General features: G+C 61.1%; 14 protein-coding genes. 6 read left to right on the forward strand and 8 right to left on the reverse strand.

What is annotated here, in order from left to right:
- From Pla111_RS16895 to Pla111_RS16915, 6 genes are all read right to left on the reverse strand, one after another.
- On the reverse strand, positions 1–265 hold a 265-nt coding region (locus tag Pla111_RS16895; protein ID WP_197525120.1), incomplete at its 3' end, for a hypothetical protein.
- A gap of 11 nt (positions 266–276) precedes the next feature.
- Positions 277–417 (reverse strand): hypothetical protein, encoded by a 141-nt coding sequence (locus Pla111_RS17335; RefSeq protein ID WP_197525121.1) that lies wholly within the window; start codon positions 415–417, stop codon positions 277–279.
- 735 nt (positions 418–1,152) lie between these two features.
- The gene (locus Pla111_RS16900; protein ID WP_146575641.1) at positions 1,153–2,514 is read right to left on the reverse strand and encodes a formylglycine-generating enzyme family protein; all 1,362 of its coding nucleotides are present in this window, start codon (positions 2,512–2,514) and stop codon (positions 1,153–1,155) included.
- A 123-nt stretch (positions 2,515–2,637) separates the two neighbouring features.
- Positions 2,638–3,477: a PEP-CTERM sorting domain-containing protein gene (locus Pla111_RS16905; protein WP_146575642.1), complete on the reverse strand. Its 840-nt coding sequence runs from the start codon at positions 3,475–3,477 to the stop codon at positions 2,638–2,640.
- Positions 3,478–3,566: 89 nt separating this feature from the next.
- Positions 3,567–4,955, reverse strand: a complete 1,389-nt coding sequence (locus tag Pla111_RS16910) for a TlpA family protein disulfide reductase (protein WP_146575643.1) — start codon at positions 4,953–4,955, stop codon at positions 3,567–3,569.
- A 35-nt stretch (positions 4,956–4,990) separates the two neighbouring features.
- A complete protein-coding gene (locus tag Pla111_RS16915; RefSeq protein WP_146575644.1) occupies positions 4,991–6,019 on the reverse strand; it encodes a DUF1559 family PulG-like putative transporter in 1,029 nt (342 codons plus the stop codon).
- A 699-nt stretch (positions 6,020–6,718) separates the two neighbouring features.
- On the opposite strand from Pla111_RS16915, the gene Pla111_RS16920 reads away from it, so the two are divergent.
- The 6 genes from Pla111_RS16920 to Pla111_RS16945 all read left to right on the forward strand — a co-directional run bounded on the left by Pla111_RS16920 (position 6,719) and on the right by Pla111_RS16945 (position 11,718).
- On the forward strand, positions 6,719–7,966 hold the full coding sequence (locus Pla111_RS16920; protein ID WP_146575645.1) for a sensor histidine kinase: 1,248 nt from the start codon (positions 6,719–6,721) through the stop codon (positions 7,964–7,966).
- Complete coding sequence (locus Pla111_RS16925; protein WP_146575646.1) at positions 7,954–8,739, forward strand: LytR/AlgR family response regulator transcription factor; 786 nt, start codon at positions 7,954–7,956, stop codon at positions 8,737–8,739. The genes Pla111_RS16920 and Pla111_RS16925 overlap by 13 nt, the downstream gene beginning before the upstream one ends.
- Positions 8,740–8,879: 140 nt before the next feature.
- Positions 8,880–9,806, forward strand: coding sequence for a PLP-dependent cysteine synthase family protein (locus Pla111_RS16930; protein ID WP_146575647.1), 927 nt, complete (start codon positions 8,880–8,882; stop codon positions 9,804–9,806).
- Between the two features lie 150 nt (positions 9,807–9,956).
- On the forward strand, positions 9,957–10,382 hold the full coding sequence (locus tag Pla111_RS16935; protein ID WP_197525122.1) for an ASPIC/UnbV domain-containing protein: 426 nt from the start codon (positions 9,957–9,959) through the stop codon (positions 10,380–10,382).
- A 99-nt stretch (positions 10,383–10,481) separates the two neighbouring features.
- Positions 10,482–10,568 (forward strand): PEP-CTERM sorting domain-containing protein, encoded by an 87-nt coding sequence (locus Pla111_RS17750; protein ID WP_391581032.1) that lies wholly within the window; start codon positions 10,482–10,484, stop codon positions 10,566–10,568.
- A gap of 109 nt (positions 10,569–10,677) precedes the next feature.
- Complete coding sequence (locus Pla111_RS16945) at positions 10,678–11,718, forward strand: DUF2891 domain-containing protein (protein WP_146575649.1); 1,041 nt, start codon at positions 10,678–10,680, stop codon at positions 11,716–11,718.
- 251 nt (positions 11,719–11,969) lie between these two features.
- Here Pla111_RS16945 and Pla111_RS16950 read toward each other — a convergent pair whose 3' ends face one another.
- The gene (locus Pla111_RS16950) at positions 11,970–12,401 is read right to left on the reverse strand and encodes a UPF0158 family protein (RefSeq protein ID WP_146575650.1); all 432 of its coding nucleotides are present in this window, start codon (positions 12,399–12,401) and stop codon (positions 11,970–11,972) included.
- 297 nt (positions 12,402–12,698) lie between these two features.
- On the reverse strand, positions 12,699–12,980 hold the full coding sequence (locus Pla111_RS16955; protein WP_146575651.1) for a hypothetical protein: 282 nt from the start codon (positions 12,978–12,980) through the stop codon (positions 12,699–12,701).
- Between the last annotated feature and the right edge of the window lie 349 nt (positions 12,981–13,329).

Below are 13,329 nucleotides of genomic sequence, written 5' to 3' on the forward strand. Positions count from 1 at the left end.
CGACGCGTGACAGGTCCGCGTACAGCTCGCCCGTCTCACGCTTCACGTCGTCACTCAGGAAGCGCTTCACCCGCAGGGCGTGCAGAGCGGGCCCGCAGCCGATGTACGGCCTCACGTCGGCCCACAGGCCCGCCTTATCGACGATCCGCCAGACGGACCGCTCCAGGCCGACGCGCGCCGTGCAGTCGGCCGCCACGGTGTACCCGCTGGCCAGCAGCCGCCGGGCCTCGGCGATACGGTCCCCGTCGGCGAGACGGGCTTCCAAGAGGATCTCGTTCATCGCGAGGCCCCCTTCGGCGTGAGGGTCCAGCGCTCGTCGTGGTCGAAGAGACCGATTGCCGAGAGCACCGCCCCCAGCTCGGCCGCGCTGACCGGCTCCAGCTCGACGGACGCAATCGCCGCCTCGGTCGCCGCCATCCGCTCGGCGAGCCGCTGCCGTGAATCGACCCGTTCCCGTTCTGCTTGTTGCTTTCGGGAGGGCTTCGCTTGCTTCGGTCGCTTCGGCCGCAGGGCCGCTAGCTCGCGTTGAACCCGTTCCGTTTCCCTCTCGATGCGGGCCTTCCGTTGGCAGAGTGCTATAGTTCGGACGCCTTTCCGCGCCCCAGAGAGAGCGCAAAAGAAAGCGCGTCCGCGCGCGGGCGTTGTCAGGCAGCATGCAACTGCCCGGAGGCCTTACGGCGACTCCACACCAGCGCACGGCGGAACTCTGTTTGCTTACTGAGTTTGACATGCTCTCAGTGGCTAGCGGGCTGACAGGCCCCGACGCTTTGACCGGCGGTTAATGCCGGATCGGGCCGTCAGTTGCCTACCGGAGACCCGATTATTCCCGCACCTGCTAGACAACTCCAGCTGTGCGGCCGGCAGTTCGGTGTTTTTTCCGAGATGGCGGTTCCCCTGTATTCGCCGCAAATAGCTGAACGGTATCCGCTGCCGCTCCGCTACCACCTGGGACGCCATCAGGTCCTCGACGATGCCCGTCGCCCACCTGCGCTCCGCCAGGCGGAAGGGGACCGCGTTCCGCAGCCCCTAGGGAAGGGATCCCGTTCACCGGGTTCATTGCTCATGCTCGGAGACGCACCCCAAGCCAACTGCGGACGGTCCTGAAGACCTCGGCGAGTTCGCGGGGCAAAACTGTGCGGTTCAGTATAGGTTTCACTCGGCCCGTCGATCGCGAAGTCCTAGCCCGACCAGCAGCCCGGCGACTAAGAAACCGGAAGTGGGCTCGGGGATAGCGACCGACGCGGCCGGCAACATGGCACCGAAGTTCGCGACCCAGGCGTCGTACTGGCCTTGGCCGATCACCCCGCCGACGGTGTCGTTGGGAAGCGTTCCCGCGGGAGCGTTAAAGTTGTCTCGCCAGGCGGTGTAGTCGGCCGCATCGACGATGCCGTCGTTGTTGAAATCCCCGGCGAGGACCTCCACCTGCGCCAGCCTCGCGATCCGAATGCCGTGGTAGTTGCTCGACAGGCTCGATGACCCCGCGGCGAAGAACTGAGTGTTCCGGTAGGCTGCCCCGCTGCCATCAGCGCCATTGAACCACGATCCGCCTCGAAAGACGGGGAGATCTTGGGCTGTGTTGAATTGATTGGGCCGGGAATTTTCAAGCCATTGATAGGAGTTCCCATCGACATCGTACAAGCCGTAGTGGCTCGTTGCCGACGAGTATGAGCCTACGGGGGTCAGGTGTACTAAGTCGTCGTCGAACGCGCCACCATTCTGCCAATAGGTGTCGCCGTTCGGGCCATCAACACCGTCTGTCTGGGCGTAGTTTGCGCTTGTGGTTCCGCCCGAGGGGCCTTCGACAACTGGTGCCGCGTTGCCGACGCCGTACTCGGTGTAGCCGCCGGCGCCGCCGTTGAGTGTGGGGTTGTAGTAGGCCGCCTTGTAAAACTCGTCGTCCGTCGGCAGAAAGATGGTTGAACCTGGTTCCCGAGTCGGCATGGGATCTGAAACCGTCACCGGCAAGTTGTTATAGACCCCGCTCTCGGTGTCACCGGCTCCCTGGCCGTTGCTCAGCCAGTTGACGAATCTCGCGGCGCTCACCCAACTGACCCAGGTGGCTGGGAAGCTCTCCTGGCCGGCCTTCGTGCCGTACTTGCTGCCGACGGTCGATCCCGCGTCGAACGTCAGAGCGCCGGTGAAGGCGTCCTTGGGCAAGAAAGAAACCGGATGGAAGAACGTGTCCATTCGGCTGTCAAACAGACCCAGGCTGTTCGTACCGTCCGGATCGACCGTATTGAGGAACTCGGCATACTGCGTTGCCGTAACGTGTGTTGTGGTGATTTCGTATGCGTAATCGACCGACCCGTAGCCGCTGGTGCCGTCACCCGTGCAGAACGTGCTCGGGCACTTCGTCATTGCCAGTGTGTCAGCGGCGTTCCCCACGTCTCCGATCGACGCCCAATCGAACGAGATCTGGGCTTCGGCGGACCGCGATACGGCGCATGCCGCCGCTAAGACGATCATCAGACAGGACCAACTGCAGGCGGCGGGCTGTTCTTTCCGATTGTCCATCGCGAAGTCTCCAGCGAGGTGTTGGCCGCCAGCGAGGTACCAGCAGCGTTGAGCCTTACGAACATCGCGAACCCGTGCGATGTGGCACGGGCTCGCGATGAGTCAGCTTTCCCGGACCGAACGTCAGCGTATCCGACGACGTACGCTGCCACACACGAGCGTGGCACCAACGATGGCGAGGCTAGACGGCTCGGGGATCGGAGTCCCGGTGATCCGCACCAAGTCGTAGCGGATCTGGCTTCCCCCGGCAGACGTGCTGCGGATGTAGCCCGAGACCGTATCGTTGACGCCGTCCGTGCCGGCAAACGACGAGACGAAGTCGGAACCCTGGGGGTCCCAGACCGCCGCGATCCGGTAGCCGAAGTCGGGGTTGTCGTCGGCAGCCGTACCCGCCGGGAAGGCGTACGAAAGGTCAGACATGTATCCTGTGCCCATGGCGTCGTCGATCAAGCCGTCGATCGTGCGGATGTCAATCAGGCCAGCCGCGTCGATGATGGCCGTCCCGAACGGGCCGGTGATGCTAGAACCAGTTCCACCGGCCGGAAGCGAGACGAAGTCGGTCCCGTTGTAGGTGACTTCCATCTGGTAATAGCGGCTCGCCCGATATCCCTGCATAAAGTCCCAGGTGAGCGTTGGTGCGAAGAACCCTTCGGTGCTGGTCCGCCAAGTGGCGGTGCGTGTTCCTGACGCCTCGCCGATAGCAGGCCCTGAGCGGGGTCCGGAGCCGTTGTTCGGGCCTCCGTTGACGACTACTGGATTTGTGTCGCTTGGCGAACCGGTTTGGACGGGCAGTGCGCTTGAGAATGGGAAGAAGAATCCGCTAGAAGTGCCAACGCCCGTTGTCGCGTTACCGACGCTGCTCCCGGCGTTGTAGTTGAACTCGGCGATCGTCGTCGCCGTTGCAGTCGCCGAAACACCGGCAAAGATCGCCGCTGTGGCGATGAACAAAAATGATCGTCTCATCAGATCTACTCCCAGAAAATCAAAGTGGAACACTCACGTGTTGAAATGCCTGTAACTCTGCTTTGCTTCCAACTTCTGCCAACCGATGCCTAGCCACCGGTCTGATCGCCTGGGCCGGTGAACTCTTCCAGGAGAGACTCGATTGCCTCATCGAGTTCCTCCCCCTTAATGTTCTTGAACCGTATAACGCCCTTGGGGTCTAGCACCAGAATCGTCGGGAAGCTGCGTATGTTGAGCGACTCTTGCAGCTCACTGTCCGTGCCGACCCACCAGTGCTCCCAGGGCATCTCCGTGGTCTCAAGGAAGCTCTCAAGGGTCTCGCGTTCGGCGTCGCAACTCACACTGACGAGTGCAAATGGCTTGTCTCGGTAGCGCTCAACCATTTCCCGTTGATGGGGGATCATCGCCGCGCAGGGGCCGCACCAAGTTGTCCATACATCAAGAACAACGACCTTTCCACGGTAGTCGGTAATGCTCTCGGCATCACCGCCGAGTTTCGCGCCAGAGACGTCAGGAAGAACATTGCCAACCGACAGCAGCCGGATCTCACGCACTTTGCCCTCGGCCCAATCACGAGCTGTGGGGCCATTCGGACGGGGGGTGATGGGGATGCCGTCAAGGTATCGATCGGCGGCCATTATTTCGGCGAGTTGCACCGCGAGATCGGCTTTCTCGCTCCTCTGTAGGGTGTTTACCAGGTTGATACCCGCTGATGCACGAACCTCGGGGTTGTGCGACTTGTTAAATAGTGCCGCGAGGAACTTGTCCGTCTCGGGGCCCTTGGGCCACGTCCTCAAAGCCTTCGCCACTTTAGGGTTGTCGGCGTGGTGTTCGAGTATCAACGCGTTGATGTCTACTCCCTTCGCGCCATCCTGAAACACCACCTTACCAAGCGTCTCATCGATGATTGGCACCTCAACGTACTTGCTAATGAAGAGCAGCGCGTCGAGGGCCGGCTCGTCGGTGGGATCGACAGCGATAATCTCAGCCACCAACCGCACGATCGGCCTTAGTGCTTTGGCTGAGGGCTTATGAATCTCCGCCGCGGCGATCTCGTCCGGGGTCTCGGCGAGCACCATCCGGTCGTAGTAGCCGATCGCGATGCGGTGATAGGTATCGATCAGGCGTTTGACTTCGACGACTCGATCGGGAGCAGCGGCGCCGGCGCCACCCCCCCCCGACGTTTTCAGCGCGAACTTGGGCTTGCCCGGCTTCCCAAGCGTAGCGACGCTCGGCTTCGAAGCCTTACCCAGTGGAGCCATCTTCGCCGTGGCGGGCGTCCCGAGCGGCGCGACGACCGGCTTGTCAGGCGAGCCGAGGCGTTTCACCTTCGCGCTATCGGATGGCTTGCTGGCGGAGTCCGACGTTGAAGACAAAGCCGTTACAGGAGCGGCCGCCGGATCTTGCGACCAGCCTGGCATCGCGACGCCCACGATGGCGGCTACCGAAAATGCGATCAGTGACAGATGACGGGTCAAGGTGCTGCTACCTGTGAAAGCGTAGGAGTAAAATGCTATTCGAGTCTGGCGAAACGGGCTTCGGCACCGGCCGGGGTGACCGTCGCCCAGAGTACGTCCGGCTCAACCGAGTCGGATATTGACCTCGTGCTGCCGTCGAGCAGCACAACATTCAGGACACCTGGATGGATGCTTTGCAGCAACCGGCCATCCGCAGCCGCCGGATCGGGGCTGGATTGGATCGGGGGATCGACGGCGTCATCGAGAGCATTGGGCGCCAGCGTATCGTAATCGCGACTCCAAACCCCCGGAACAGAACTCGCGGGCCGGTTAGTCCGCCCGATCTGTGCTTGCGAGCCAGGTATGCCGATCCTGATGCCGTAGCAAACGTCGGTGCCGTTGCACGGGTGGGCGAAAGTCGCCGCGGCAGCGTTTCGACTGGGGTAGGAGCTGACGCGCGTGATCTCAGCGGTGTCGTTGATCGCAGTACGGGTGTAGCTCTCGACGAAAGCGATCGTCTTCGACGTACCGTCAACGACCTTCCGAAGACTCGGATCGTTTGAGAAGAGAACGCCATTGGAGAGGTAGGTCGTCTCAACGTTCGTACCGGCAGCCAAGTCCGCTGACGGATCGCTCGGGCAGTTGTAAAGCGGCACGTAATAAAAGTTGAGCGTGACGAAGCCCCCAGTGTACAAGCTGCGTAGGCTTTCGTCCTCCGTGTACGCCATCGTCTCAACATGCAGCGACCGCGGAATCGTCTCGGCCTTCGTCTTGCCTGGTGGCGTCGGCGGGTAGTTGCTCAACGCATCGGGAAGCGCGTCACCCCGGGTCGTCGCAAAGTTCATCACGGCCAACGCCATCTGCCGCATTTTGTTGATGCAGGTAGTACGCCGAGCGGATTCGCGTGCGGACTGGACCGCAGGCAATAGCAAGGCGACCAGGATTCCAATGATCGCGATGACGACCAGAAGCTCAACCAGCGTGAAGCCCGCAGAGAACTGAAGGCGTTTCGCGACCCGCGTGTCTCTCGAACCATGCGTTGAATCGAGCGTCGCCAGAAGAAAAGTCTTCAGCCACGGAGCCATTGCCCGACTGCAAGGCGGTATCCGGGCGCCGTTTGTCGTCTTGCTGACGTTTGCGGTTTGGCTCAAAGTCACAACTCACTCGTCTTAAGCGAATCGAATATCAACCACCTCAGCAGCGCCCAACGCCTCGGCCACTCCCGAATCCCCTCCCCGCATGGGTCTGAGACGTCCAACCGGTGCTCACGACGTTGCAATCGAACTTACGCAGATCGATTGGAGGAAGCAATAAGAAGGCGATGCCTATCGAGTATTTTCAGCGTTTCTGCCTCGCTCCGCGACCACTCGTCCCACAGGAGAGCCGCTCGTCACACCGGAGGACAGGGGCACCGAATGTCGAGGCCATCAGACACGACCAAGCCCACCGCGAGTCGCCCGCAACGCGTCGATCTCGTCGTTGTTGCGGCGTGCCCTGCTCGCTACCCTCAAGAGGTCGCGCGAGAGACGAGTGCCCGCTTGTTCCCGTCCCATTCCACTTCCACGGCCTTGCGATGATCGCGTATCGCGAACCCGGAGTGTTCTTGCTGAATTGCAACCGACTCCACTCGACTAGCGTGAGCGCAGCCCCCCAGAGACTTCCTCGTGGTCGGTGCACGCGGCAACACAGAGCATCTATGGCAGTCGGTGGCAACGGCTGCTCTCAGGTCATTCGGCGTCACACGCACGTAGAGAGCAAGCCTCCAAAGCGAAAGGCACACGGTCATGATTAGCTTTGCGCGAGCCGACAGGGACTTGGAAGACCAGCCCGACCGCAAACTCTATCTCTTGGTTCTAGCCGCTATCGCACTTGTGCAGCTCGCTCGCGTGCTCGGCAACTCCTGCCGTTGGTTCGTGTTATTGGTGGAGGACACGGAAGGTAGCTTCGTTCCCTCGCAGTGGTGGACCGCGTTGGATATCAGCTCATGCTTCTGGCTGGCGATCTCCCCGCTACTTGCCATGGTGGTTGTGAAGCACGAAGCCCCGGTCCTTAGAAACGTGTTGGCACACCTTGCCTTGGCCACCGCTGGATTGCTCATCGCTGGAACCGTCGTTCACCGAGTTGCTTACGCCCAAACCGTCGCACGCGAGCAGGTTCGGGGGCTAGCGCCGGCAAGCTCAGCTTCCGGCCCGCGAGACCAGCAGGAGCCCTCGGCTCGGACTAAACCGGTCAGGGTTCGGCAACTTTTGGCGTACGAGGACGCGCCTGCCTTCCCCACCTATGGCTTTCGCTATTGGGTCGGACAGTCGGTCATTGGGCTAACCGACTACGTCATGATGGCTCTTCTCGGTTACGCGGTTGTCTTCTTCCGATTGAGCGAGCAGCGGTCGCGACAGGCTGAGCGGCTGCGTGCCATGTTGGTTCAGTCTCGACACGACTCGCTATGCAACCGCCTGACGCATCACTTCCTCTTCAACACGCTCAACATGATCAGTGCTCAGACGCTGACCAATGGTCGCGACGCGCGGACCTGCATCAGTCAACTAGGAGAGCTTCTTCGCGCCTCGATCGATTCCTTGCCGAAGGGGGAGGTTCGGCTTGATGAGGAACTGCGAAACCTCGGAATCTACCTCTCACTCCAACAGTGCCGCTTTGGCGACAACCTGGAGTACTCGATCGACGTCGAGCCGGGATTGGAGCGGGCACTGGTCCCGGCGTTCCTGCTGCAACCGCTCGTTGAGAATTCGTTCGAGCATGGTTTCCGCGAACACACCGGCGTCGCGAGAATCGGGGTCGCCGTTCGACGCGAAGATCAGTTCTGCCGAGTCGAGGTGCTCGACAACGGCTCCGACATGAACGCCGATCTGAAGCTCCACGAAAGATACGGCCTGGGAGTAACCCGTCAACGGCTCGACCTTCAGTATGATCACGCGGCCAGCATTCGGTTCGAGCCCAATCAGCCAAGCGGGCTGCGGGTTTCGATTCTCATCCCCTATCGGACCGAAATGGAGCCCACCGCGTGTCGCAACTGAGGTTGTTCAAGGCCCTTATCGCCGATGACGAGCCACTCAGCAGGGGCTATCTGCGGGCGTTGGCCGAACTTGATGACCGATTCGAAGTCGTCGCTGTCTGTGATAGTGGTTTTACAGCTGCCGAGCACGCGGACGGGTCGCCGCTAGATGTCGTCTTCTTGGATGTTCGTATGCCTGGGCTCGATGGCTTCCAGGCGTTGGCAAAGATGCAAGGCTGCAACCCGCTTGTGGTCTTTGTCACGGCCTACAGCGATTACGCGGTAAGGGCCTATGACTGTGGCGCGTTCGATTACGTCACGAAGCCGATCGACCCTGCGCGTTTCGCGGAAACTCTCAATCGCTTGAGCGACCGCCTGCTAGAGCGCGACGCTGCGCAGGCTGGCGCCGCGACCTACGCAGCGCGTCCCGTCCCCAGCTTCCAAGCTTCGGAAGAGAAGCGTGTCCTTGCCGGGGTTCGCCAAGACGTGGTCTTCTCAGAATCCGAGATCGAGGTGATCGAAAGCCAAGGCAACTACGTCAGCGTACGCATCAACGGCAAGTCGGTCCTTGTGCGGCAATCGCTCGACAGCTTCTGTCGTCTCTTGGATTCACCATCTTTTATGCAGGTGCATCGGTCATTCGTCGTGAACTTGGTATACGTTCGGGCGATCCGATACGAGAAATCCGGCACGGCAGAGCTCGATCTCGCAGGCGGTTTCGTCGTCCCCGTCAGTCGCCGTCATCGCAGCGCAGTCGCTGAATTACTTCGTTCGACGCTCTCGCGAGAGCCCTAGCCGCGACAGGTCCGCTCTCGCGTTATCCCTGGCACGTGCCAGGGGTTACGCCGTCTCCAGCCTCCTTCCTATATCGCTGACCCGACATGACAAGTGCCGGCCCGTTACTTGTTCCCCCACCAACTACTGGCACGGGCGCGATGCACGCCCCAACCCTACGGCACTGCTATGCGACCGAGCAGATAGTCACGCCCCTGGTTCCCGTGCAACTGTCCCCGAGCGAACCGACGATCTGGTGCAAGCTGGAGTATCACAATCCAAGCGGGTCAACGAAGGACCGGATTGCACGGTTTATCTTGGGCAAGTCAGTCCGCTCTGGTCAGCTCCGGGCCGGCAGCGAAGTAGTCGAAGCGTCGAGCGGATCGACGAGCATCTCTCTAGCCCTGATGGCCGCGCAGTTCGATCTGCGTTTTCTAGCCGTGATGCCGGAAACCGTAAGCTCCGAGCGAATCAAGATGATCAAGGCCTTCGGCGCCGAGGTTCGACTCACCCCAGCAGCCGAAGGTGTCGCCGGGGCAATCGCCGAAGCCGCCCGCCACACCGAGGAGCGGGGCGCCTTCGCGACGGATCAGTTTGCCAACCCGGATAACCCCGCGGCCCATCGACATCAGACCGCCGCGGAGATCATCGCCCAAGTCCCCGCTCGCACCGTCGATGTCGTCGTCAGCGGGGTCGGCACCGGCGGGACCCTTGTCGGTCTTTACCAAGGGTTTTGTGACTTCGGGTGCCGACCCGTCCCCGTCGTCGCGCGACCAACGCACGGCACCGGCGCCTACGAGGCCGAGTGCTCCAGTTTCAGCGCGAGGATACCCGGCGTGGTTGACTGCCTGTCGACGATCTTTCGGGAGGCGGACTTGGCGGATCGCGTAGCGATCGACATCGATGACGAGGAAGCCCTCGAAACGGCACGACGGTTGATCCGGCACGGATTCCCCGTAGGCCCGAGCTCAGGACTCAACTTCGCCGCAGCAACGCGGGCCGCCCGCGAATTACGCCCCGACGGCGTTGTCGTCACTGTGTTTCCAGATCGTATGGAGAGGTATTTCTCAACTCCACTCTTCGACTGACCCATCAAAGAATGGCGAACTAGTTGCTAGGCCGCGTTGCTGCAAATACGGTTGCGTTGAGAGCTGCCTTACCCCGAGTTGTCCTTTCTATCTGGCGTCTGTATGCCTGATCGGCAATCCAACTTGAAGTCCCGACCTCCGGAGAGATTCTTGAGCAAGTCGAATCGTTGCACAGCTCGTTGGTTGCTCGCGGGACTCCAGGGCATGGTGGGATCGCAGCCGTGCTGCGCTGTTCAGTTCGCCGACGTGACGATGTCAGCAGGTCTGACGCACACGCAATGGGACCTTCCAGCGACCGACACCGACGCAATCCGGGACGAATCTGTTCCTGACAACCTCCTCTACCACGAGATCAACGCCGGCAGCCACTACCTGGGCCAGAGTGAGGCGATCGCTCACTTCGGACTCGGAGACCACCCCGAAGCGATCGACCTGATCGTGATTGAGTGGCCTGCCAGTAGCGCAGTGCAGGTCATCCGAGATCGATCACCGAATTCGCTCCTTACGGTCGTCGAACCCCTTCCTGGCGACTTCAACGCCGATGGCAACATCGACGCCGTAGACTACACAGTCTAACGCGATGGCCTGGGAAGCATCTTCGACTATGGGCACTACTCGACATGGAGATCGCACTACGGAAGCCGATCGACGCTACCAGCCGCAACTGGCAATGCCGTGGTTCCAGAACCGACAACGTTGCTTTTGGTGTGCCTCGTCCTGAGCTTTCATCGAGCCAGTTCGCGCGCGTTACGCACGAACTGACAATCGACTCGCCGTGCACCAATTCTTGACGACGATGTCCTATCGACTGCTTTGCCTCTCCCTCGTTGCCGTTGGTAGTTGGCCATCAGAACTCACCGCGGAGTGTCCCATGCCAGGGAACCGACTTACCGACGAGCAAGTTGCCGCGTTTGCTCGCCTGGCGATCCAGGGCATTCCACGCGAGTTTCCCAACAAGCCGTCGAATGTAATGACCGGAATCGAGTCGGTGCTCAGACCGCGACAGATGCACCCGGTGTTCTACGGTAGCTTCGACTGGCACTCCTCGGTCCACGGCCATTGGATGCTGGTCCGCCTAGCCAAGACCTCCCCTGACGTGCCGGTCATCGAGGAGGTGCGTGAGTTGCTGCACCAGCAGTTCAGGGCATCCGACCTAGCGGCAGAGGCCGCCTACTTCGAGAAGCCATCCAACAAGAGCTTCGAGCGGATGTACGGCTGGGCATGGGTCTTGCGGTTAGCAACCGAGCTGCGAACGTGGGACGATGCCGACGCACGTGGCTGGGCAGCGAATCTGAAGCCTCTCGAACAGCAGATCGTCTCGCTCACGAAGGACTACCTGCCGCGGCTTACCTATCCCATTCGAACCGGCGTGCATCCCGACACCGCGTTTGCTCTGGGCCAAACCCTGGACTACGCCCGGACCGTCGGCGACACCGATCTCGAAGCCATGGTCGTTGGTTACTGCCGCGAGAAGTACCTCGCTGACCTCGACTACCCACTCCGGTACGAACCATCCGGCGAAGATTTCTTCTCCGCCGGATGGAACGAAGCCGACCTGATGCGTCGCGTGCTGCCAGCTGAGAAGTTTGCCGAGTGGCTGACCGACTTCTTGCCGAGGCTGCCTGACGAAAAATCACTTGCGGCCAACGCGTTGGTGCCAGCAGTCGTCTCGGACGTGACGGACCCCAAGCTTGTCCATCTCGCCGGTCTCAACTTATCACGCGCCTGGGCACAGAACGGGGTCCTCGCCGCGTTGCCCGACGGCGATCCACGCCGCCCGCTGCTTAAGCGGTCGGTGGCGGCCCAAGCACGGGCAGGGCTCGACTACGTATTCAGCGGTCACTACGAGGGTGAGCATTGGCTCGCCACCTTCGCGGTTTACCTGCTAACGCAAGTGGGTGCGCCCCACTGACGACATCGAGCGGTGACTTTGCCTCACCTGCTGGCGATTCAGCCCTCTGATGGGCAAGAATACCGGGAGGCGTAAGTGACGAACCGAGCCTCACACTGGCCAGGAACGGCACCTTGCCACCAATATTTGGTGGCTGCCAGCTGCAGATTGGCGGTTTCCGTAGCCGCCGAAGTTGGACCAGCCGCTGAGCTTAGCGACTGCTCGGAACTTGCGGAGGTCGCGACGAAGAAACCGACCTCCGCGTCGCGGCGTCAGATCCACTCCGGTTCGACGCCGTGCTCACGCAAGTGAGCTTCGGCCAACTCCAGGGTCCTTCGCTCGACATACTCGTAGAACGAGTTGATTGCGTCGTCGTCCACGGACCTCTTCCATCGCCCGATCGAGCCAGAGTACGCATGCACTGCCCTTGCGTGCTGATCTGGATCGTCGGTCCAGCCTGAATAAAGAAACTCCTGTAGCAAGTCGTGATGTTCGCTGTGCTCGAGGCCGGGGATCTCGAGAAACCGATCGGGGTAGGAAGTCACTCGTTCCCGGGCGGTGCGGTTATCCTCGGCTGGAACGCCGCCATCCGCGAAGGCGTCGTCGTCGTTCTCGTAGACCCACATGACTTCGCCGGAATCCAGATCGAGGTAGGTGGAGACTGGATAGGCATCTTCAAAGTCGACATCTCGATCGAAGGCCATGCTGAACATCGCCTGATCAATCCTGACTCTCCGCAGCTGCGATTCTCCCATTCTTGCTTTGCTCCTTACTTGACAAGAACCCCTGACCCGACATCGGCTCGGGGCGTTGCCCGAGTCGGAACGAGCTGCGTTACGCGAGGTACTCATCCCGCTCGATTGGCCTCGAAAGTCTGTGTCGGTGCGGACGAGCGCTGCCGCGGTAGCGCTGTCACTGAGGGAGATCATTCGCTCTTCACGCAGACGACGCTGTTTTTCCAACCGTCCACTCTGCAGGCCGTTGCCCCCGCGCCTGGGCGTTCAGAGGCGACGGTTACCATCCCAATCTCGTCCAAGCATCGCCTCCATCCATTTCGATAAGAACTCGATCATCGCTCGCGACGGTCGCTCCAAGGACTGCTCCTCGAGGAGCGCTCGCTCCGCGGCCGCAGCGAGAGCGTTCTCTTCGTCGGTTGTCGCATGCGACAGGTATGCCATGACGTGCTCAAGTGCCGATTCGTCGTCGTCGAGAATCCCTTCTCTCGCCTCCCGGCAGTGGAGGTATGCCACAGCGTAAACGACGGCGTCGGAAATCGAGTCCATTGCGAAGACCTCTGCGGAAGTGTCGTGTCCAACGGCAAGTTGGTGTCCCAGAGTCTACGGCGCTGTGAGGTCCCTTGGCGTGACACGAAGAGCTTTCCCGGAGCCTGATTAGGCGAGGTTTGGCATGCTGCACTGGCTATTCATCCGAAGACGCCAGCGTCTGGCTGAACAAACGCCAGCGATTTCGCGGACGCGCAGACCGTCCGCCGACAGCGACGCCCCCGCAGCTCCTGGTCTTCCCCCCTGAAACTGAGCCATGCTGAATGAGAGAATCCCGAGCTGGGCGGTCCCCCGGCATGGAGGTTCTTTGATGAAGCGAACGAAGCATTCGACGGAGCAGATCATCGAG

The organism is Botrimarina hoheduenensis (genome assembly GCF_007859815.1).
In the GTDB taxonomy this organism is placed as follows: Bacteria; Planctomycetota; Planctomycetia; order Pirellulales; family Lacipirellulaceae; genus Botrimarina; species Botrimarina hoheduenensis.